The following is a 21,749-nucleotide window of genomic DNA, read 5'->3' on the forward strand; positions in this document are numbered from 1 at the left end:
GCCAATGGCGAATCCCGGTCTGGCCAGAATGGAAGGCGCTGCCTTGAGCAACGCCAAGGGCGAGCCGGCGGCGAAAGCCGGCCGCCGGTTCCGCCACTGGGGCTCGCTCCGGTGGGTCGCCGTTGCGGTGATCCTGGTCGGCTGGTTCGTGTATTACCCGATCGTCGACAACTTCATCGTCAGCACCACCGACGAGGATATTTTTACCGGCGAGACCACGAATATCGGCCTCGCCAACTATGAGCGGCTGCTACACGACCCGGTCGTCTGGGTGGCGTTGTGGAACAACACGCTCTACGCGTTGATCTCCATCGTCTTCCAGGTCGGCGGCGCCTTCGTGCTGGCGGCGCTGATCGAGGGGCTGGGCAGCGAGCGGCAAAGGCGCTTCTGGCGGGCGATTTATTTCATTCCGTCCGCGATCTCGATCACCGTGACCGGCCTGCTGTTTTATTTCATCTACCAGCCGGATATCGGGCTCTTGAACGCCGGGCTCAGGCGCATTGGCCTGGAACAACTCATCCAGCCCTGGCTCGGCGGCGAGCACACGGCGATCTACGCGATCATCGCGATGAGCCAGTGGCAGGGCTTCGGCTATTCGACGCTCCTGTTCGCGATCGCGATCCAGAAGATTCCGCGTGATCTCTATGATGCCGCGGTCATGGACGGAGCCGGGCCGCTGCGCAGGCTGTGGAGCGTGACGCTGCCACTGACCCGCGAGATGACCGGCCTGATGATCATCGTCACCATCACCGGCGCGTTCCAGGTGTTCAACGAAGTCATGGTCATGACCGCCGGCGGCCCCAACAACCGCAGCCAGGTGCTTGGCACATGGCTTTACCAGCAGGGCTTCATCCAGAACAATTTCGGCTACGGCGCCGCGATCGCGGCCGTGATCTTCGCCGTGACCATGATCACCGGAGCGGCCCAGCTTTGGTACACCAGGCGCCGGAGGGTCGAGCTGTGACGGTGATGGCGGCCAGCGAGCGGACCGCGCGCCCGACCTTCGAGAGCGCTCTTGCGAAAGCCTTTCTATACTCGTTCCTGATCTGTCTCGGCATCGTCGTGCTTTATCCGCTGGTCTGGATGGCGCTCAACGGCTTCAAGGATAATGGGCAGATCTTCGGCGACCCCTTCGCGCTGCCGTCGCGGTGGACCTGGGCCAATTATGTGCAGGCCTGGAACCGGGGCGTCCGCGACTATTTGGTCTCAAGCCTGCTGGTGACCGTCGCTTCAGCGATCTGCACGGTGCTGATCAGCGCCTGGACCGCCTACGGGCTGACGCGAACGCCAATGCCCGGCAAGCCGCTTATCGTCGGTCTGGTTCTTGGCGGCCTCATGCTCAGTCCGACCGTGGCGCTGATCCCGCTGGTGCGGATGCTGCAGGCCATCGGCCTCTACAACACCTACTGGGCGCTGATCATCCTCTACACGGCGTTCCGGATTCCGTTCAGCACCTTCCTGATCCGCGCCTACATGCTTGGGCTGCCGAAGGATCTCGACGAGGCGGCCCGCATCGACGGCGCCAGCGAGGGGCAGATCTTCTGGCGCATCATCCTGCCGCTGTGCCAGCCGATCATCATCTCCTGCATCATCCTGCACGTGCTGTTTGCCTGGAACGAGTATTTGTTCGCGATGGTCTTCACCAATGGATCGGCTGTGCAGACGCTGCCCGTCGGCCTGACATCGCTGATGTCCAAGAACGGCACCAATTACGGCGTCGTCTTCGCGGCGATGACGATCTCGGCCCTGCCGATCGTCCTGCTTTTCTTCGCCGCACAGCGGTACTTCATCCGCGGCCTCTCCGAAGGCATCGGCAAATAAATCACGGGAAGGACATCCATGCCGCAATTCAAGGTCGACCAGCTGATTGGGGCCAACTTCGCCTTCCAGCATTACGCATTCGAGCGCGTTGCCGAGATCCTTCGCGGCTTCGGCTTCAAGGAGATCGAGCTTTGGGGCATCGCGCCGCATCTCGACCTGTTTCATGCGACAGACGCGCATGTTCGATCGGTTCGCGAGATACTTGCGCAGAACGGACTGACGGTCTGGTGCTTCACGCCCGAGCAGGTGATCTATCCGATCAACATCGCGTCGGGCGACGGCGCATATCGCCGCGACAGCGTCAGGCGGTTCTGCCGCGCGGCGGACATATGCGCCGAACTGGGCGCCCGATATTTGTTCCTGACGTCCGGGCGTGGATATGAACACGACCCGCCGCAAGAGGCGTGGGCACGGTCGGCCCAGTCGCTCGCGGAGATCGCCGCCCATGCGTCCTCGGTCGGCGTGCGCTGCCTGCTCGAGCCGCTGCAACGCGTCGAAACCAACGTCGTCACCAATGCGGCGGGCCTGCGCGAAATGCTCGACCAGATCGGCGCCGACACCATGGACGTGGTCCTGGACACCGTCGGCATGGCCACTGCCGGCGATACCGTGGCCGACTATGTCAGGCTGTTCGGGCCGCGCCTCGCGCATGTTCAGATCGTCGACGGGCTGCCGGCGGGGCATCTTGTCTGGGGCGACGGCAAGCTTCCGATCGGCCAGTATCTCGACGACCTCGCCGCGTCGGGCTATCGGGGGAAACTGACCTTCGAGCCGTTCGGAAATGGCTCCTATACTCTGGACCCGGTCGCGGCGTGGACACGCAATCTCAAGGCGATCGAGCCCCACATGACGCGGGCGCCGACAGCAGCATGACCGGAGGAGTATCGCCCAATCTGGTCGCCGTCGGTGACAACTGCCTCGACGTCTATCTCAACAAGGACCTCCTGACCGTCGGCGGGAACGCCCTCAACGTTGCCGTTCAATGGCGCCGCAATGGCTGGAGCGCACGCTATTTCGGCGCCGTTGGCGATGATCCTGAAGGTGAGATAACGCTCCGCGAGATCGAGACCGCCGGGCTGTCCCGCAAAGATGTCGAGATGATCTCCGGCGATACTGCGGTGACCTTGCTGCGCGATCAGTCGGGCGACCGTACTTTCCTGTTCGAATCCTTCGGCGTCGGCGAGAATTACATGCCCGCGCCGCGCAACTGGCAGGTCATTTCGAAAGCCGACTGGGTGCATCTGGGCACCAATGCCAACGAGGACCTCGTGCGCCGCCTGGTTCGCGAGCGCGTGCCGTTCAGTCTCGACGTCTCGACCGCGCATCTGGCCTTGCCGCTGGAGGGCGTGCCTCTGGTCTTCGCGTCCGGTCCAGACGAGCCGAGCGTGCCGGTCGAGCCCCTCATGACCGCGCTGCGGTCGGCCGGGGCGCGCCAGGTCGTGCTCACCTGCGGCAGCCGCGGCGCCTATTTCGGCGACAGCCAAGGCGTTCGCCATGTCGAGGCGTCGCCGACCGCCGTCGTGGACACGTGCGGTGCGGGAGACAGCTTTATCGCCACCTTCATCACCGCGTTCTGCTTCGCGGGTCTCGATGCCGACGATGCCATGCGAAAAGCCTCTCTCGACGCCAGCAGGACCTGCACGCATCTCGGCGGCTTCCCGCAGGAACCGCGCCCCATCCCCGACTGGCTGCCGCTGAAATATGCCGACGTGATCAATCGCGAGACGAGGGTCTGACATGGCCACTTTACGGATGAGACAGCCGGCGGTCGCGGCGACAGCCGATCGGTCGTTCTGGCTGCAGGACATTGCCGCTGCCCCGGCGACCCAACCCTTGGTCGGCGGCGAGCAGGCCGACGTGGTGATCGTCGGCGGCGGCTATACCGGGCTGTGGACGGCGTTGCGGATCCGCGATCTGGCTCCCGAAACCCGCGTCATGGTGATCGAGGCCGATCAGTGCGGCTCCGGCGCTTCGGGGCGCAATGGTGGACAGGTGCATTCCTGGTTCGCCGAGCTCGATCAGATCAGCGCCGTCGTCGGCGAGGAGGAGGGGCGGGCGCTTTGCGCCGATAGCGTCGATGCCATCACGGAGCTGGAGAAACTTCAGCGCGACGGCACGATCGATATGGATCTTCGTCTCGACGGCTGGCTGTGGACGGCCAGTTCCACGGCCCAGGAGGGAGCCTGGAACCGCGCTGTCGCGATGACCGAGGCAGCCGGGGCCAACCGCTTCCGGCAGCTGACCGGCGAGGAGATCAAGCAGCGGACCGGGTCTTCCGCCTCCTATGCCGGCGTCGTCGAGGCGAATGCCGGAACCGTCCATCCAGCCAAGCTGGCCACCGGCCTGCGCGACCTGGCGATCGCTCGCGGCGTGGTCGTCCATGAGCGCAGTCCCGTCACCGAAATCGTGCCCGGCAGGACCTGTGTGGTCCGGACCGCGCAAGGCGAGGTGCGGGCCGGGAAGGTCGTGCTGGCGGCCAATGCCTGGCTGTCGGCGCTGCCCGAACTGCGACGGCATCTTTACGTGGTCGCGAGCCAGGTGGTCGCGACCGCGGAAATCCCTGACTTGCTCGACCGGATCGGCTGGCGAGACGGAGCCTCCATCTGCGACGCGCAGCGCCAGGTCCTCTATTACCAGCGCACCCCGAAAGGCCGGGTGGTCTTCGGCCGCGGCAGCGGCAACATCGCCTATGCGGGCAATTTCGGCCAAAGCTTCAACCGCAGCCCCGAACACGGACGGGACAATATCCGCGAACTGGCCCGCGTCTACCCCGAACTGCGAGGAGTGCCGATCGACTATGATTGGGCGGGCCCGATCGACTGCGTGCCGGAGCATGTCCCCGTCTTCGATCACTTGAAGGGTCATCCTAACATTGTCTTTGGCATGGGCTACAACGGGACCGGCATTGCCCAGACCCCAATCGGCGGCCGCGTCCTCGCCAGCCTTGTTCTGGAACGGAAGGATCGCTGGAGCAGCAGTGGGCTGGTGGGGCTCGATCGGCGCAAGACGATGCCTCCGGAACCGTTCCGCTATCTCGGCGCCAAGCTTGTGCGCGCCGCGATCGCGCGCCGGAACGACGTCGAGATCCGCAACGGGAAGCCAGGCGCGCTGACGCGATTCCTGTCGGAACGCACGCCGGGCGGCGGGGGCTAGGCATCTTTAAACCCGCACGGACCTGTTGTTGCGCCTTTCTGGTGAACACGGGCGCGGACGCTGGCGGTCCGATTATCCGAACGCCCTTCAGCTTTCCTTGTTGAGGTCGCCCGCGCCGGGAGTAATAGTTGCCCGGGAATTCGCGAGGAGGAAGGGATGACGGTGAATTTCGACCCGAGGGCGAAGGTCACGTCGCTCTACCATGGCGAATTCCGGCCGATGTTCATCGACGGCAAGTGGGTCGCAGCGCAGTCCGGCGAGGTGATGCAGGCGCTGAATCCGGCGACCGGCGAGGTGCTGGCGACGGTGCCGCGTGGCGGAGCCGCCGATGTCGATGCAGCGGTCGCGGCGGCGCGCGCGGCTTTCGAAGGACCCTGGTCGAAATTCTCGCCCTATGAGCGGCAATGCGTGCTGCTCAGGATCGCCGACCTGTTCGAAACACATTGGGAAGAGCTCAGCGTTTCCGACACGCTCGACATGGGGCTGCCGATCACACGCACGCTGGCCAACCGACGCCGCGTCATCGGCATGCTGCGCTTCTATGCAGGCATGGCGACGGCGCTACATGGCGAGGCGATCGACAATTCCATTCCGGGCGAAATCGTCACCTTCACAAGGCGCGAGCCGGTTGGCGTCGTTGGCGCGATCATTCCCTGGAACGCGCCGACCGCGGCTTCGATCTGGAAGGTCGCGCCGGCGCTCGCCACGGGCTGTGCCATCGTGCTGAAACCGTCCGAGGAGGCATCGCTGACGCCGCTGCTGATCGGCCGGCTGATGCAGGAAGCCGGCGTGCCCGACGGCGTCGTCAACATCGTCACCGGAACCGGGGCCGAAGCGGGCGCGCGGCTCGCCGAACATTCCGACGTCAACAAGATCGTCTTCACCGGCTCGACGCTGACAGGTCAAGCGATCGCGCGGGCCGCTGTCACCAACCTCAAGCGCGTCTCGCTTGAGCTCGGCGGCAAGTCACCGATCATTGTCTGCCGCGACGCCGACATCGACAAGGCTGTCCCAATCGCGGCGATGGCGGTGTTCGTGCATTCGGGCCAGATCTGCATTGCCGGCTCGCGCCTGTTCGTGGCGCACGAGATCCATGACGAATTCGTGCGCCGGCTGGCGGAGTTCGCCGGAAAACTGCGCATCGGCCACGGCATCGAGGCGGAGACCGAAATCGGGCCGCTCATCAATGCCAGGCAGGCCGGCAAGGTGGAAGGCTACATCAAGGCCGGCAGCGACGAAGGCGCTCAACTGGTCGCCGGCGGGGCGCGGCTGACAGGCGAACTCTATGACGGCGGCAACTTCATCGCGCCGACCGTGTTCGGTGCGGTGTCGGACACCATGACCATCGCGCGGGAGGAGATTTTCGGACCCGTTATTTCGGCGATGCCGTTCGACACGCTGGACGAGGCCGTCGCGCGCGCCAACGCGACGCCCTACGGGCTTGCAGCCGGCGTCTTCACCACCCACCTCGGCACCGCGCACAAGCTAGCCCGCCGCATCAAGGCCGGCTCGGTCTGGGTCAACATGTACCACGCCATCGATCCGGCCGTGCCTTTCGGCGGGATGAAGATGTCCGGCCATGGCCGCGAGGGCGGCATCGAGCATCTGCACGAGTATCTGGAGACCAAATCCGTCTGGATCCAGACGGATTGAGGGCGTGGCGATGTTCAGGTGAGGGCGCCCGCGGTCCGGGCCCGTCGCCGACTGCCGCGCATCGGCCGGAGCAAGGCCCTTGTTCAGGAACTTTTCGTCATCTGGCGATTTTCGATATAAGATCGAATCCCGAACAGAAGGGTGTTTGCGATGACGACGAAACGATTGGCGATCTGCGCTCTTGCTCTCGCGATGGGCTTCGGCATGTCCTCGTTGGCTTTCGCGGGCGCCAAGCACCGTCGTCACCAGGACGAACAGGAGCGCTACGTTCCCGCCAATGACGATCTCATCGACTTCCTCTTCGGCGGCCCGCGCTACTATGACCAGCAGTTGTTCACAACGGCCGCTGGAGCCTGCTCCTACCACCGGACTGGTCCGGACGGTTTTGCGATAAACAAGATCAACGATCACCACTGCGGAAAATGACCGGCGGACGTTTCGTCCGCGATCAGGTTAGCACGTTGCGAACGTGACACGGTCCGCCGGCGCGGCCACGCGCCCGGCGTAACATTGCGATCCGCCCCGTGGCGTCTACGAGGCTCGTATCAGCTTGCCATAGCGCTTGATCAGCCGGTCGCGCTTGAGGCGGGTCAGCCTGTGCGTCCAGAACAGCCCGTCGAGCTGATCGATCTCATGCTGATGGCAAACCGCCAGCAGGCCCTCGGCGTCCTCGAACCGCTCACCGCCATCCAGATCCTGATAGCGAACGCGGATGCGGGCGTGCCGTTCGATGTCCTCGGTGACACCGGGCATCGAAACGCTGCCTTCCTCATGACGGATCATTTCGGTCGAGGCCTGGACGACGGCCGGATTTACATAGATCGCCGGTTTTGCCGCGGAAGGGAGCTGGATGACGACCAGGCGTTTCAGAATGCCGATGTGCGGGGCGGTGATACCGATTCCGGGGGCCGCGCGCATGGTGTCGATGAGGTCGCTGGCCAAGGCCTGCAGATCGTCGTCGAACAGCTCCACGGGTTCGGCCACGGCGCGAAGGAGGGGATTGGGGAATTTTACGATCGACCGAACTGTCATGGACCTCGCCTCAACTCGGCAAGCCTGCGCGGATTTCTGCGTCATGTTCGCCGCGCATGGGGCTCTTGGCCGGTGTCTTTTGTTCCCATCCGGAAAAGCGCGGCGCGGCCGCCGCCTGCAGGATGCCGTCCACGGTCAGCCATGTGCCGCGTGCGGCCATGTGCGGATGCTGGGCCGCTTCATGGGGGCTGAAGACTGGGCCGACACAGGCGTCCGAGCCCGCGAACAACTTGACCCATGCGTCGCGAGGTCGCGTGGCGAAGATCGCCGCCAGCCGTTCGCAAAGCCCGGGCCAGAGGTCGCGATCAAGCTGGTTGGCGAATTGCGGATCGGCGGTCAAGCCAAGCCTGTCGAGGAAGAGCGCGTAGAATTTCGGCTCGACGCACTGGACGCTGATGAAGCCGGCATCCGATGTCCGGTAGACGCGGCACCAATGCGGTCCGTCGAGAAGGCTCCGGCCGCGGCCGGCGGCAAGCGCGCCGGACTGTGCGAGCGACATCAGCAGGTTCATCATATGGGCCGAGCCGTCGACGATCGCCGCGTCGACGACGATGCCCTGGCCGCCGGCGCGCACGTTCATCATGGCGGCCAGCATGCCGATCACCAGATAGAGCGCCCCGCCGCCTACGTCGCCGACGAGCGTCGGCGGTGCCATGGGCGGCTCTCCCGGCAAGGAGCCGTACCAGAGCGCGCCGGACAGGCCGATATAGTTCATGTCGTGGCCGGCGGTGGCGGCCAGCGGACCGTGCTGGCCCCAGCCGGTCATGCGGCCGTAGACCAGGCGCGGATTGGCCGCGAGGCAGGCCTCCGGGCCAAGCCCGAGACGCTCCATGACGCCGGGCCGGAAACCCTCGATCAGCCCGTCGGCGGTGGCGATGAGGCGCGTCAGCACGGCCATGTCATCCAAATTCTTCAGGTCGAGCGCGATGGAGCGCTTGCCGCGATCGAGCAGCGAGCGCTGGGGCGCGCCCGGCACGGACGGCTCCCTGCGGTGGACGACGATGACATCGGCGCCGAGGTCGGCGAAAAGCATGCCGGCGAAGGGCGCCGGTCCCAGCGCCTCGATCTCGACGATGCGGATTCCCCTGAGCATCCATCCTCTCTGGTGTTGCGCGTTTAAGCTATTGCGGAGGGCGACGGTGTGTAACCCTGTTCTTTCGCCATTGAAGCATGTGCCGCCCGCATATACTTCAGGACCATGAAAAAAATTGGTTTCCTGTCATTCGGGCACTGGTCGCCCTCTTCGCAATCGCAGGTGCGTTCGGCATCCGACGCGCTGTTGCAATCGATCGATCTCGCCGTCGCCGCCGAGCAGCTCGGCGCCGACGGAGCCTATTTCCGCGTGCATCACTTCGCCCGCCAGCTCGCCTCGCCATTCCCGCTGCTGGCGGCCGTCGGCGCCAAGACCAGCCGCATCGAGATCGGCACGGCCGTCATCGACATGCGCTACGAGAATCCGCTCTACATGGCCGAGGATGCGGGTGCGGCCGACATCATCGCCGGCGGCCGGCTGCAGCTCGGCATCAGCCGCGGCTCGCCCGAGCAGGTGATCGATGGCTGGCGCTATTTCGGCTATGTGCCGCAGGAAGGCAAAAGCGACGCCGACATGGCGCGGCATCACGCCGAGGTGTTCCTCGATACGCTGCGCGGCGAAGGCTTCGCCCAGCCCAACCCACGGCCGATGTTCCCCAACCCGCCGGGCTTGCTCAGGCTCGAGCCGCATTCGCCGGGCCTGCGCGAGCGCATCTGGTGGGGCGCGGCGACCAACGCCACCTCTGAATGGGCGGCGAAGCTCGGCATGAATCTGCAGAGCTCGACGCTGAAATTCGACGAGAGCGGCAAGCCGTTCCATGTCCAGCAGGCCGAGCAGATCCGCATCTATCGCGAGGCCTGGAAGGCGGCCGGGCATGAACGCGAACCGCGCGTCTCGGTCAGCCGCAGCATCTTCGCGCTGGTCGACGACCGCGACCGCGCCTATTTCGGGCGCGGCAATGAGAGCCGCGACCAGATCGGCTTTATCGAGGAAAATACCAGGGCGATCTTCGGCCGCAGCTACGCCGCCGAGCCGGACGTGCTGATCAAGGAATTGGCGCAGGACGAAGCGATCGCCGAGGCCGACACGCTTTTGCTCACGGTTCCCAACCAGCTCGGCGTCGACTACAACGCCCATGTCATCGAGGCGATCCTCACCCATGTCGCGCCGGCGCTCGGCTGGCGCTGACCGGTGCGGAGAGCGGTCGTCGGTCTAATGGATCGAGGGAGGTTGCCGCATGTCCAGGAAAGCCCTGATTGCCTGGGGAGGCTGGGAAGGCCACACGCCAGAGCGCAGCGCCAACATCATCCGCGACATGCTGGAGCGTAACGGCTTCGCGGTCACGCTCGGCGAGGGGACAGCGATGTTCGCCGATCCGAACCTTGCCTCATTCGATCTCATCGTGCCTGTCATCACCATGTCGACGATCGAAAAGGCCGAGCTGAACAACCTGACGCAGGCGGTTCGCCTGGGGAGCGGGCTCGGCGGCTTTCACGGCACGATGGGCGACAGTTTTCGCGCGGAGCCTGACTACCAGTTCATGACCGGCGGCCAGTGGGTCGCGCATCCCGGCAACATCATCGACTACCATGTCGTCATCACCCGGCCGGACGATCCGGTCACGAAAGGCGTCAGCGATTTCGCCTACCGGTCGGAGCAATATTACATGCATGTCGACCCGGGCAACGAGGTGCTGGCGACAACCACCTTTACCGACGCGCATTTTCCCGGCATCGACGGCGTCGTCATGCCGGTCGTCTGGAAGCGCCGCTATGGCGCGGGCAAGGTTTTTTACAGTTCCCTTGGCCATACGGCGGATGAGTTCGCGGTGCCGGAAATGGCGCTAATCATGGAGCGCGGTTTGCTGTGGGCGGCGCGCGACTAGCCTACCAGTCCGCGACGCGGTCGCCGCCGGTGAATTGCGCGCTTTTGCCGGTGTATTCGAAGAGTTCGATCTTCACCCCGTTGGGGTCGCGCAGCCAGGCCTGGTACGTGTCGTCGCAGGCGTGTTTCTTGGCGGTGACGTCAACGCCCATGGATGCGATGTGCGCGATCGCGGCGTCGATGTCTTCGACTTCCAGGCAGAAATGGTTGATCTGATCCGTCTCGCTGAACCGCGCGCCCTCTTTCTGGAAGACCTCGACATGGCTGCGGCCGCCGCAATTGAGGTAGAAACCGAAAACCGCGCCATCGCGCAGGAAATTGAACTGGATGTCCATGGCAAGGACATTTTCGTAGAAGCGCCGTGTTTCTTCCAGGTCGTTGGCGAAAATGCAGACATGGGCGAGTTGCTTGACTTTGATCATGGCTGGGTTCCGTGGCTTGGCCCGTTGTGCATGGTAAGGCGGCCCGTACGGCGCATCATCACTCGATTCCGCCGGTGACCACATAGGCGCCGGCGCTGCGTCCATCCTGTAGCCGCACCACCGCCGTGACGATCGAACCGTATGAGCCGCGCCAGACGCTGTGCAGGCGTCGATGCTCGACGGCAGGGACGAGCGTCCACCCGCTGAGCCGCGGGCCGGCTTGGTGCATGTCAATCGCCTGGCCGTTGACATGCACCTTGAGGCTGGCGTGCTCCGCTTCGCTTGCCTCGACAGCCAGGTCGATTGTGACCGTGATCTCGTCGTGATCACCGGACGCGCGCGTTTCAGCTGTTAGCGCGATTTCCACAATCGGCCCCTTGCCATTGCCGGCTTGAGTACGCTGGCGCGAAAAGACATCATCAGGCAATTCAGGCGTGCGCGGCGGCTGGGTGCGGCGCTGCGTGGAACGCTCGAAATCGCCGGCCATGCAAAGCAGCCTTTCATCGTCATAGGCCTTGCCTGCGAAGGTCAGGCCGACCGGCATGCCGATATCGGCCATTGTGCCCATCGGCACGCTGACGGTCGGGATGCCGAAATGGCGCCAGACCAGATTGCCGTTGGCGACCCAGGTGCCGTTGCGCCAGGCCAGATCGGCTGACGCCTCGTTGACGTCGGCGTCGGCCGGGCCGACATCGGCGGCGGCCGGCAGGACCACGGCATCGAGGCCTTGTGCGTCCAGCCAGTCCTCGAAGTCGATGCGTCTTGTTGCTTCGAGTCCCTTGATGCCATCCGCGATCGTGGGAATGTGGGTCAAGGGCGCGACGCCGAGCTTTGCCCGCTCGACATACTCGGCCAGATCGAAGCCGCCTTCATAGCGGTCGGGCAGCGTGCCCGGTGGCTGCGGGAAGATTTTTGGGCCGTCGACCGAGGCGAGATCGGGCAGAGCAGGGTCGGCGTTGGCCCGCAGGAAATCGTCCCAGCCCCAGATGCAGAGATCCCAGATTTCGCGGTCGGCGAAGTCCCCGGGCACCAGCCCACGCTCGACCATGGTCCGCGCGCCTGGGCGGTCGCGCTCATAGTTGGAGACGACGGGAAAGTCGACCTCGACCACTTCGGCGCCGAGCCGCCGCAGATCCGCGGCCCCCTGTTCCCAGAGATCAAGTACCGAGGCGCGGGTTTCGATCGGGCGATCTATTTCCGTGTCGCGGCCGATATACATTCTGGGTACGCCGAGCCGCTTGCCCTTCAGCGAACCCGCAAGCGTCAGGTCGGTATAACGTCGTGGCCGCATCGCGGAGCTTTTCGGCAGCGCCACCCAAGGCTGGGCGCGCCAGAAATCGCCTCGCGTTTCCGGATCGTCGGCGACGATGATGTCGAGCAGTTCCAGCATGTCGGGCACGCTGCGCGTGTGCGGCACCACGACATCCATGGTCGGCACCAAGGGCCAGTTGCCGCGCACCGAAATGACGCCGCGCGAGGGCGTGTAGGCGACCAGCGCGTTGTTGGTGGCCGGCGCACGGCCGGACGACCACGTCTCTTCGCCAAGCCCGAAGGCGCAGAAGCTGGCCGCCGTCGCGGTGCCCGAGCCATTGGAGGAGCCCGACGCGAAGGCGGCGGTCAGATAGTCGCCATTGTAGGGGCTTTCGGCGCGGCCATAGACGCCGCGCTGCATGCCGCCATTGGCCATGGGCGGCATGTTGGTAAGGCCGATCAGCACCGCGCCGCCGGCGCGCAGCCGGGCGATGGTGAAGGCGTCCTCGTTGGCGACGAGATGCTCGAAGGCGGGCGAGCCGGCAGCCACCGTCAGGCCTTTGACCTTGTAGCTGTCCTTGGCGGTGTAGGGGATGCCGTCGAGCGGGCCAAGCGTCTTTCCTTGCCGGCGCCGCTCGTCGGAAGCGGCGGCATCCTCGAACATTTCAGGGTTGAGCACGGGCACGGCGTTCAGCGCGATGCCGTGCCGGTCGAAATACGCGATCCGCCTGACATAGGCTGCGACCAGTTCGACGCTGGTGACGGCGCCTTTGTCGAGCGCTAGGCGCAATTGGTCGATCGACGCTTCGACGAGGTGAAGGCTGGTCTCGGTCATCATTGGCCCCAGTGTCTGTACGCCATGGATGAGCGAGGCCGCCGGCTTCGGCAAGAGCCAATTGGAACTCTTTCGCGCCTCCCCGAAAAAATCGTTTTTTTAGGCAACCTCCGATGGACGCGTGCGTTACTGCGTTCCGGGAAAGGTTGAGGTTTGCATTGGACCGTTTCGAGATTTTGAATGAGCCGACAGGCACGTATTCCATTTTCGACAGATACACCGAATTGCCGGTGACGGTGCAAGGCAGGATTTTGATCGGGCTCTGCCGGCACGAAGTGCCGCTTGCCCTGCTCCGCGCCATGGAAGACGACGACAGCGGGATGCCGTCGCTCTCCCCGTTGGGCGGCTGTCGATCGTACGAACATCAACGAGACGACTTGCAAGCGTGAATGAATGCTCGCATAAGTTGCGGCAAGGCATACAGCATGAAGAAAATGGTGCCGTTATCGTAGCATGAAAGGGGAATCATGCCTGACCAGATTGCGCTTGTCCGCGCAGCCATCGCGCGGCTGCTTTCTGAGAAAACCGGGGTCCCCGTGATTTCGATGAGGGAGAGTATCGCTGAACTGCCGGCGATATCGGGTGCGCCGCTGACCACCGAAAGCCTGCAGGATCTGCTGCTGGAAATGGCGGAGGTGCGCGGGATGATGGTGGCGCTCGATCTTTAGCAACTACTGGTGAAGCGCCACGCGCTTTTCCCAGAGCACCGCTAGTCCTGGGATTGCCCTCGGTCGGCTGGCAGCGGCCGGTCGCGGCCTCCCTCGATCGCCCTGTTCCGCGCCGGTTCAAGCGTACCGTCGCCGTAGATCATGCGGCCGGCGCGGAAGGTGGCTCGCACACGTGGCACCGGCTGGCGGTCGGCCACGACGAGATCGGCCAGGAGCCCAGCTTCGATGGCTCCGCGATCGGTGAGCCCGAGTGCGGCGGCCGGGTTGGCGCTCGTCAGCGCCGCCGCCTTCGCCAGGCCACCGTCGCTCAGTTTCGCCAGGCCGAGGACGGCCGGCAGGATCGAGGCCGGGTGATAGTCGCTGGCCAGCATGTCGAGCAACCCGGCCTCATAGGCCTGGCGAGCGGAAAGATTGCCGGAATAGGATTCTCCGCGCAGCGCATTGGGTGCGCCCATGGCCGTATACATGCCCAGCCGGCGGGCTTCCCGCGCCGCCTCCAGCGTCACCGGAAATTCGCTGAGCACGGTTCCCAGGCCGTGGACGAATTCCACCTTTTCCAGCGTGTCGTCATCGTGCGAGGCGAGCACGATGCCGCGGGCGCGGGCAAACGCCGACAGGCCTTGCAGCGTGCCGAGCACACCGCCATGCCCGTTCCGATCGGCCATGCGCTTGCCGACGACCTCGGATACGTCGGCAATGGACATGCCGCGCTCCTTGGCCAGGCGGGCGATATACAGTTCGACGTCGCGGTATTGTCCCTGGCCGGGCGTGTGATCCATCAACGAAATCAAATGCAGCTTGCCGGCATCCATCAATCTTTCCAGCACGCCGACAGCCGCGCTGAACGTCACCTCGAAGCGGGCATGGATGCGGTGATCGACCAGAAGGTGGTCTTTCAGCCCGGTGATGGTCTCGATGATGGACGATGTGTGTTCTTCCGAGCGCAGCAAGGCGGCCGTGGCGCTGTTGCCGATGAAGGAGAGCGCGGCATAGGCTGTGGTCACGCCGCAGGAGGCCAGCCGCTTGTCGAGCTCGGCGATGCCGATCTCCATCGGCACGTGGACCCCGCTACGCGGCTCCACTTCCCGTTCCACCATGTCGCCATGCATGTCGATGAAACCAGGCAGCAGCAGGCGGCCGCCGCCGACGAAGTCGGCATTCTCGACAGGCCGGTCGCGGATCTCCGCGATCCGGCCGTCTTCGATCCTGACCGCGCCATTGGCAATGACACGGTCGCGCAGCACAATCTCGAATTCGCTCAACCACAGATCGTGTTTCTTCGGCTGATCCCGATGGGGTGCGGCCCTGTCCGTCCGTTCAAGCATGGTCGTCTCCGAAAACAGCATTCCACATGTCCCGATCGCCCTCCGGCCGGCGGTTTCAAGGCGTGTCATGTGGATGGTTCATTCCCGAGGATCGGATAAGCTCAGTTGGTGACAGCTTTGTGTAGGACAGGCGGGTTGGGCCGCCGTGCTGCCACCGGGTGGGCAATCGCAAGATGTGATACGAGACGCACGTTGGCTACCTACGTCAGGAATGCGCCGCATTTCGGACGTATAAATTGTCTTCGCCAAGTCCTGATAGCAGACATTGCAAGGAGGACTGCGGAGGTCGCGGCCGCGCCAAGACTCCTCACCGTGCCCATCGTGCTTTGAGCCACCACAAAGTGCAAACGCGTGGCCGAAATGGCTATCCGTGGCTGGTCACCCGCCAGCGCCGGACGGCGCCCCACTGACGGAAAAGAACGCGAGCACGCCGGGCATCCCGCTCGCTTCCATCTCGCCATAATCTTCGAATGTCAGGCCGGAGCCAACCACGAGATCGCGCACCGTCCGCGACGCGATGATCTCGCCCGGCCGGGCATGGTCGAGCAATCGCGATGACAGCTCGATCGCGATGCCGGTGAAGTCATCGCCGCGCTCCTCGCATTCGCCGGTGTGGACCGCGGAGCGGACATCCAGACCGGATTGTCTCAGGCGATGGCGGATCGCGATCGCGCACTGGATCGACCGCGTCGGTCGTTGGAACACCGCGAGCATTCGGCTTGGCGAGCGCCTGATCTGCCTGCCTTCGGCGAGAAGTAATTGGCTTCTGATCTCGTCTGCGTGTCGCTCAATCAGATCTGCGCCGGAGTCAGAATGCGGGTCGCTTATCTCCAGCGACAGCACCGACACCAGGAGCCGTTCGCCCGGTGTCGCCTGGAGAGCGTTGGTGACGAAAACCTCGATCTCGTCGACGAGGCGATCGGAATTCTCGCCCCAGATCACGTGATCCCGGCCGGTGAGCTCGACATATCTGGCGCCTTCGATATGCGTTGCCAGGTAGCGTCCTTCTTCCCGTTTGACCCAGCGGTCGCCCGACGTCTGAACGATCAGTGTCGGAACATGAATGACAGGCAGGATGTCGCGAACATCGATTTCGGTTCCCCAGCGCCAGAGCGAGATCGCGTCTGCGGGCGAGGCTGAATTCCTGAGGTAAGCGGCGAACCATTCTCTTTCGGACGTGTCGTTCATCAGGCTGGGGGCCGCATTGCCCATGTCCGCCGGCTCTCCCCACTGTCTCTCAATGGTGGCCAGGTCTTCTTCCACCTGCTCGGCCGTCCTTGCCCAAGGGTAATCCTTCGACCATCTGCCCCTGGCATAGGTTCCGTTGAGCACAAGTGCCGCCGTGCGCTCGGGGTAGGTCGCCGCGAATAGCATGCACATGGGGCCGCCCTCGGAACCGCCGAACACAACCGTGCGCTTCGAGCCGACCGCATCCAGCACGGCTCGCATGTCCTCCATCCGCTCTTCCATGGTCGGCAAACCGACATTGCGGTCGGATAGCCCTGTGCCGTGCTTGTCCATGCGGATCAAGCGGCAGAAGCTGCCGAGCCGCTGGAACACATGCGAAAGCCGTGGCGAGGCCCAGGCAAGGTCGAGATTGGAGACCCATCCAGGCACATAGATCAGGTCGATCGGCCCGTCGCCGGTCACCTGATAGGCGATGCTGACCCCGGAGGATTTGACATAGTGGGTGGAGGGGCGCAGGGGTTCGCCGCCCGCCTCGGCGCGCGGCGGCTCGGAGGCCGAGGCCGGACGCGGCGATGTCGTGCGGCGGGCCCGCAGCGTATCGTGCAAATGTCTTGTCTCCGGCTCGGGCTGCAGCCTCAGCTCCCGCTGCAGCGCATCGCGGCAATTGTCATATTGCTTGAGCGCCAGATTGATCCGGCCCTGCGCCGCATAGACGTGCATCAGGGCGCGGTGGATGTCCTCCCGCAGCGGCTCCATGGCGAGCAGGCGCGTAGCAGCGCGGACGCAGGAGGCCGGATCCTTGGTTGCACTATAATGCGCGACCAGCCTGTCCAGCGCCGCGACAGCCGTTCCCCTCAGACGCTCGCGCTCGATCCGCAGCCAGTCCTCGAAAGGCTCCTGCTTCAGGCCGAAACCGTCAAGCAGGTCGCCGCGATAGACGACAAGCGCCTGTTCGAGGTTATCAGGCTCCGAGCTGGCTGCCAGCGCCTCGAACCGCGCGACATCGAAATCAAGGCCATCGAGATGAAGGGCGACATTGTCGCTATCCCTGAGGAAGCGAGCACTGCCAGAAGCTTGCATAGCCTTGCCGACAACCGAAACCGCTTGTCGCAGGTTCATCCGCGCCTGGGTCTCGCTGTTGCCACCCCACAAAAGGGCGGCGAGCTTTTCGCGCGACTGCGCATGTCCCGATTGCAGCGCGAGGTAAGCCATCATCGCCCGCGCCTTGCGGCTGAAGGCGGGGACCGCAGCCCCAACGCCGGCAAAGTCGAAACCACCCAGTAGATAGAGATGAGGCCCGGTCATCGGATCCGCCACAACAGCCACCACGCACCGGCGATCCTTTCGTGTCGCCCTCCTTATTTCAACCGTGATTCTGCCAGAATCGCGCTTTTCACGATTCCATCACGCTGGTTGCTGCGCGTTTCTCACGGCTGTCGAGGAGATTGCCGCACTGAGCCCCTTGTTTCTCACTCCGCGTGTCTCAGGAGGACGCCGTGCAACGCCCAAGCTCGATCGACTGGCCCATCTGGCATGACGATCCCTTGCATGAAGAGTCTTGGCACAATCCGGCGTGGCGCGGCGCGGTTGCACCACTGTGTCACGACATTGCGCTTGCCAACTATCTCGAAAGGCAAAAGGCCCACCGCGGATCAGTGGTTCGCCGGCTTGATCTCTCAGCCGTCATGGGCCGCGCATGCGTAACGATCGCGCGTGTCGGACGCGCTTTCCTCCAGCGATTGCGCCCGTTGCAGCGTAGCGGGGACCCTGCGAAGAATGCTTGAGTTGGTCGACGACATTGACTTGAGAATGTCGAGGGCCCACTCGGGATTCAGCAAGGCTCTGGGCCCATCGTGCGCGGCACCCGAGACCGGTGACATACTGCCCTATCCACGGACTGACCTTCCGACCCACAGGGCCGAACCCCGCCATGACCCCTTCTCCCACAACCGGGAGCAGGCAGGCTCGGTTGGTCGGCAATTTCGGGGCCGATCAAGTCGATGCGAGCGACAAGCCCTGAAAGTCATTTTTGAAGATCCAAGCCTCAAAGCTCCTGGTCTGCCTCTGGCCGCGTTTCCGCCGCCCGGTCATCGACGTTCGTTGCCCTGCGCGCTGTGCCGCCGTCTTGCGGCCAGCGGCCAAATGCGCGAATGTTGTCTTTGGACTTAGCCGACTTTTTTGACACGTTGACCGGAGTGGGCCATGCCGCTCGACATCGAGACCCGGTTTCTCTGCCTAGCGGATCTTGAACCGGCGGCACGAGAGGTATTGCCGCACGCAGTTTACGAGTTCATTGCTGGGGGTGCTGGCGACGAAATCACCAAGCGTGACAATGAAGCCGCATTCGACCGCATCAGATTAAGGCCGCGCGTGCTACGCGATGTGACAAGACTTGATACCGGGATCACGCTCTTCGGACAAAGTCTGCCGCATCCGATCATCCTGGCCCCAATAGCATATCAGCGGCTGGTGCATCCGGAAGGCGAGGTGGCAGCGGCGCGCGGCGCCGGAGTGGCGGAAGCGGTGTTCACTCTGGGTACCACGGCGACGGCGGCGATCGAGGATTGCGTGGCGGTGAGCCAGTCTCCAGTCTGGTTCCTGCTCTATTGGCAAAGCGATCGCGGTTTCAATGGCGAACTCGTATCGCGCATGGCGGCACTGGGCGCGAAGGCAATCAGCGTGACTGTCGACTTGCCAACGCCAGGCGATCGCCACAGGCAGTTCCGGGCAGGATTCAAAATTCCCGACAGCCTCGCAACGCCATACTTCAAGGACCGTAACACCGGCGTGCTCAAAGTTGGCACTGCGCAGCGGCGGGCGATGCCGACCTGGGCGGATATTGCCTGGCTGCGTTCGCTGACAACCCTACCGCTTATCCTGAAGGGCATTCTCGATCCTGACGATGCCGAGCAGGCAATCAGAACCGGTGCCGATGCCATCGTCGTCTCGAACCACGGTTCGCGCAACCTCGACACCCTGCCAGCGACCATCGACGCCCTGCCCGCCATCTCGGAGCGGGTAGCCGGGCGGATTCCCATCATCCTCGACGGCGGCGTGAGGCGTGGCACAGACGTTTTGAAGGCGATTGCCCTAGGGGCAAGCGCCGTCATGATTGGTCGCCCCTATGTCTACGCACTTGCAACGGATGGTGCCGACGGCGTAGCCTATTGTGTCCACCTGCTCCGCAGAGACTTCGAGGCGGCAATGGCGCTAACCGGCCGGGCGCGCATCGACGAGATCGACCGGTCGGCAATCTGGTGAAGCCCCAACTATTCCTCGGCATGTTCAGTATTGCAGATCTACGCTTTACTCCGTCCCGCTTTTTGTCCAGCCGAGCGCCCACTATATTGTCGCATTGTCGCCGATTCTGAGAATTTGGACAGAGAAGCCGATGGTCTGCTGTCGGCCCCACAACAGCCGTTTATGTTCATGGCGAATCGCCAACGCGCGTTGTCATAGTCCCACCCTGTGGTGGGCTGGTGCCATCACCAAATCTCACGCCACTCGCTGGCCGGCGGTAGCCGGGTGGCCCCGGAGTGATTGAAGTGCATGGCGCTGGGGCTGAAGGCGGTTGGGGCGTAGCTTGCGGTCGAATCTGTCCTGGCGGTCAGCCGCCGCGGCTCTCAGCGCCGTTGCATTGGCGCTACCCCGGGGCGAAAATGCTCTCCATGAAAGCAGTTCCCAGGCTCACCACACCAAGGCTCGTGCTTCGGGCGCCGGGCGAGCGGGATATCCCGGCGTGGTTCGCGCGCGCGAGCGATGTCGAATCCACCTCCCTTGCCGGCGATCTCGTTGCCGACGACATCGGCGCGGGCGAGCGATGGCTCGCCCTTGCGCGTCAGCGGTTCGCCGACGGCCGGGCGGTCAAATGGTCGATAGACCAGCCAGGCGTGGCGGACGCGATCGGGACGATAACCCTGTCCTTCGGCGCGAACGAGGCTAAGGCAGCCGCATTGGGATTTGTGCTGGGACGTGCGCATTGGGGGCAAGGACTGGCCAGCGAGGCGGCACGCGAAGTGGTTCGCTACGCCTTCGAGACCCTGGCGCTCGAACAGGTGACGGCCGAGGCGGCGGCGCGCAATGTCGCGTCGCTGCGGATACTGGCGAAGCTCGGCTTCAAACATGTCGACAGCTTCATCGATGAGTCCGACGGCGAGCACTGCGAGCGTTTTGTGCTCGGCGCGCACATAGGACCGTAGGTCTTGGCGAACCAGGCTTAGAGTCATCGGAGCACGCCAAAGGCCACCGTGCTCTGCAAGTCAATCGCACGTGGTCGCCGCCTTGAGCGCTTCGGCACGGGACAATTGCGGCAGATCAGCGATCCGTCGAACGGATGCGTAGAACCTTGGATAATCGCCGGAGCATAAATCGAACAAGCGAATAAACGCCGGAACCTGTTCGCCATAGACAGACGTCGCTGCGAGCTTTGCGTTGTTGATCGGCGCATTGAACCAGGCGTCGTATCCCCGGTATCCGGCCCAGCTTCCGTTGCGCATTTGCCGGTAGCGCGTCCGCAACCTGTCGAGCGTGGCTGCCTTGGCCGCCGCCATCTCGGGGGGCCGGGAGCTTTCATAGACCTGCCGCAACTCGTCGCGCGTTTTCGACACCAGTGCGAGAAAATCGGCGCTGCGCTTGCGATCGGCCTCGTAGCGGCGCAATCCGGCGCGATCGCCGGCGGCGCGGAGCCATTTTCTCGTGCCGGTGGTTTCGACGGCGACCGCGAAAGCCTCATTGAATGCGGAATCGCCGTTCACATAGAGGCGCTGATGTGCCAGTTCATGAAAGACAAGGCTCGCCAGATAGGTGTCGTCCTGACGCAGCATGGTCGAGAGCAGCGGGTCACTGGACCAGCCCAGCGTGGAATAGGCGGTGATGCCGGTGACATAGACGTCCAGCCCCTGTCGATGAAGTGCCATGGCGCTTTCGGTCGCGGATTTCCGATCGAAGTATCCCCGGTAGGGAACGCAGCCGAAAACCGGAAAGCACCATGTCTTGGGCGTGAGCGAGAATTGCGGGGCGGCAAAAACGGCCCAGGTCACGGCATCCCGGTGGATGTCGACATAGCTGTGATAGCTGCTGTTGTCGGGCAGTGCCAGCTCATCCGTCGCGAACTGCCTTATGGCGCTCGCCGACGTCAGCTTGGCGCGCAATGCCTCCGGCGTCGAAGGGGCCTCGATCAGTTTTCCAACGTCTTGGCGCGCGGCCATGATCCGGACATGGCCCTCCAGCGATTGCGCGTAGTAGGAAACGGTGGTGCAGCCGCTCAGTGCGGACGCCACGGCCGCCACCGCAAACAATCGAAAAACGCGCTTCACTTCTTCCCCACCGCTTCGTCACCTGCCCATGGAGCACATGTTGCGCCCCAATGTCCAAACCGGCGCACCAATTTTCGTCAAGATCCATAGCGAGCAGCGGCGCGGACTGTCGACCCGGCTTCTGGCTGACGACAAATCTCCCCCACGGCTGACTCTTTTCCGGATCCTC

Annotated in this window: 20 protein-coding genes; 13 read left to right on the forward strand and 7 right to left on the reverse strand. The window is 64.0% G+C overall.

Annotation, left to right across the window (positions count from 1 at the left end; translation table 11 throughout):
- Positions 1–4 precede the first annotated feature (4 nt).
- The 7 genes from FJ943_RS29150 to FJ943_RS29180 all read left to right on the forward strand — a co-directional run bounded on the left by FJ943_RS29150 (position 5) and on the right by FJ943_RS29180 (position 7,053).
- A complete protein-coding gene (locus FJ943_RS29150) occupies positions 5–964 on the forward strand; it encodes a sugar ABC transporter permease (protein WP_224527425.1) in 960 nt (319 codons plus the stop codon).
- 5 nt (positions 965–969) lie between these two features.
- A complete protein-coding gene (locus tag FJ943_RS29155) occupies positions 970–1,821 on the forward strand; it encodes a carbohydrate ABC transporter permease (RefSeq protein WP_140727167.1) in 852 nt (283 codons plus the stop codon).
- 18 nt (positions 1,822–1,839) lie between these two features.
- Complete coding sequence (locus tag FJ943_RS29160; RefSeq protein WP_140727092.1) at positions 1,840–2,694, forward strand: sugar phosphate isomerase/epimerase family protein; 855 nt, start codon at positions 1,840–1,842, stop codon at positions 2,692–2,694.
- Positions 2,691–3,557 carry a PfkB family carbohydrate kinase gene (locus FJ943_RS29165; RefSeq protein ID WP_140727094.1) on the forward strand — a complete coding sequence of 289 codons (867 nt, stop codon included), beginning with the start codon at positions 2,691–2,693 and terminating at the stop codon, positions 3,555–3,557. The genes FJ943_RS29160 and FJ943_RS29165 overlap by 4 nt, the downstream gene beginning before the upstream one ends.
- A gap of 1 nt (position 3,558) precedes the next feature.
- Positions 3,559–4,974 carry an FAD-dependent oxidoreductase gene (locus FJ943_RS29170; protein ID WP_140727097.1) on the forward strand — a complete coding sequence of 472 codons (1,416 nt, stop codon included), beginning with the start codon at positions 3,559–3,561 and terminating at the stop codon, positions 4,972–4,974.
- A 156-nt stretch (positions 4,975–5,130) separates the two neighbouring features.
- Entirely contained in the window at positions 5,131–6,627 is a 1,497-nt protein-coding gene (locus tag FJ943_RS29175; RefSeq protein WP_140727100.1) for an aldehyde dehydrogenase family protein, read from the forward strand.
- Between the two features lie 150 nt (positions 6,628–6,777).
- Complete coding sequence (locus tag FJ943_RS29180; RefSeq protein ID WP_140727169.1) at positions 6,778–7,053, forward strand: hypothetical protein; 276 nt, start codon at positions 6,778–6,780, stop codon at positions 7,051–7,053.
- Between the two features lie 105 nt (positions 7,054–7,158).
- Here the strand turns inward: FJ943_RS29180 and FJ943_RS29185 are convergent, their stop codons facing one another.
- On the reverse strand, positions 7,159–7,659 hold the full coding sequence (locus tag FJ943_RS29185; protein WP_140727103.1) for a peptide deformylase: 501 nt from the start codon (positions 7,657–7,659) through the stop codon (positions 7,159–7,161).
- A gap of 10 nt (positions 7,660–7,669) precedes the next feature.
- Positions 7,670–8,752: a CaiB/BaiF CoA-transferase family protein gene (locus FJ943_RS29190; RefSeq protein WP_140727105.1), complete on the reverse strand. Its 1,083-nt coding sequence runs from the start codon at positions 8,750–8,752 to the stop codon at positions 7,670–7,672.
- 105 nt (positions 8,753–8,857) lie between these two features.
- Between FJ943_RS29190 and FJ943_RS29195 the strand changes: the two genes are divergently transcribed.
- Positions 8,858–9,880, forward strand: a complete 1,023-nt coding sequence (locus tag FJ943_RS29195) for an LLM class flavin-dependent oxidoreductase (protein WP_140727108.1) — start codon at positions 8,858–8,860, stop codon at positions 9,878–9,880.
- Between the two features lie 49 nt (positions 9,881–9,929).
- Positions 9,930–10,577: a ThuA domain-containing protein gene (locus tag FJ943_RS29200; protein WP_140727111.1), complete on the forward strand. Its 648-nt coding sequence runs from the start codon at positions 9,930–9,932 to the stop codon at positions 10,575–10,577.
- Position 10,578: 1 nt separating this feature from the next.
- Here FJ943_RS29200 and FJ943_RS29205 read toward each other — a convergent pair whose 3' ends face one another.
- A complete protein-coding gene (locus tag FJ943_RS29205) occupies positions 10,579–10,998 on the reverse strand; it encodes a VOC family protein (RefSeq protein WP_140727114.1) in 420 nt (139 codons plus the stop codon).
- Between the two features lie 58 nt (positions 10,999–11,056).
- The gene (locus tag FJ943_RS29210) at positions 11,057–13,084 is read right to left on the reverse strand and encodes an amidase (protein ID WP_140727117.1); all 2,028 of its coding nucleotides are present in this window, start codon (positions 13,082–13,084) and stop codon (positions 11,057–11,059) included.
- 158 nt (positions 13,085–13,242) lie between these two features.
- Here FJ943_RS29210 and FJ943_RS29215 point away from each other — a divergent pair, with 158 nt between their 5' ends.
- The gene (locus tag FJ943_RS29215; protein WP_140727120.1) at positions 13,243–13,473 is read left to right on the forward strand and encodes a hypothetical protein; all 231 of its coding nucleotides are present in this window, start codon (positions 13,243–13,245) and stop codon (positions 13,471–13,473) included.
- A 78-nt stretch (positions 13,474–13,551) separates the two neighbouring features.
- Positions 13,552–13,752: a hypothetical protein gene (locus tag FJ943_RS29220; protein ID WP_140727123.1), complete on the forward strand. Its 201-nt coding sequence runs from the start codon at positions 13,552–13,554 to the stop codon at positions 13,750–13,752.
- A gap of 41 nt (positions 13,753–13,793) precedes the next feature.
- Here the strand turns inward: FJ943_RS29220 and FJ943_RS29225 are convergent, their stop codons facing one another.
- A complete protein-coding gene (locus FJ943_RS29225) occupies positions 13,794–15,020 on the reverse strand; it encodes an alpha-D-ribose 1-methylphosphonate 5-triphosphate diphosphatase (RefSeq protein WP_140727172.1) in 1,227 nt (408 codons plus the stop codon).
- 435 nt (positions 15,021–15,455) lie between these two features.
- Positions 15,456–17,570: an alpha/beta fold hydrolase gene (locus tag FJ943_RS29230; protein ID WP_140727126.1), complete on the reverse strand. Its 2,115-nt coding sequence runs from the start codon at positions 17,568–17,570 to the stop codon at positions 15,456–15,458.
- Between the two features lie 897 nt (positions 17,571–18,467).
- Here FJ943_RS29230 and FJ943_RS29235 point away from each other — a divergent pair.
- Positions 18,468–19,526: an alpha-hydroxy acid oxidase gene (locus tag FJ943_RS29235; protein ID WP_140665969.1), complete on the forward strand. Its 1,059-nt coding sequence runs from the start codon at positions 18,468–18,470 to the stop codon at positions 19,524–19,526.
- Between the two features lie 398 nt (positions 19,527–19,924).
- Positions 19,925–20,464, forward strand: a complete 540-nt coding sequence (locus FJ943_RS29240; RefSeq protein WP_246671956.1) for a GNAT family N-acetyltransferase — start codon at positions 19,925–19,927, stop codon at positions 20,462–20,464.
- Between the two features lie 60 nt (positions 20,465–20,524).
- On the opposite strand, the gene FJ943_RS29245 is transcribed toward FJ943_RS29240, so the two are convergent.
- Entirely contained in the window at positions 20,525–21,580 is a 1,056-nt protein-coding gene (locus FJ943_RS29245; RefSeq protein ID WP_140727128.1) for an aminopeptidase, read from the reverse strand.
- Between the last annotated feature and the right edge of the window lie 169 nt (positions 21,581–21,749).

The sequence above is a fragment of the Mesorhizobium sp. B2-3-10 genome, from assembly GCF_006442275.1.
Lineage (GTDB): Bacteria > Pseudomonadota > Alphaproteobacteria > Rhizobiales > Rhizobiaceae > Mesorhizobium > Mesorhizobium australicum.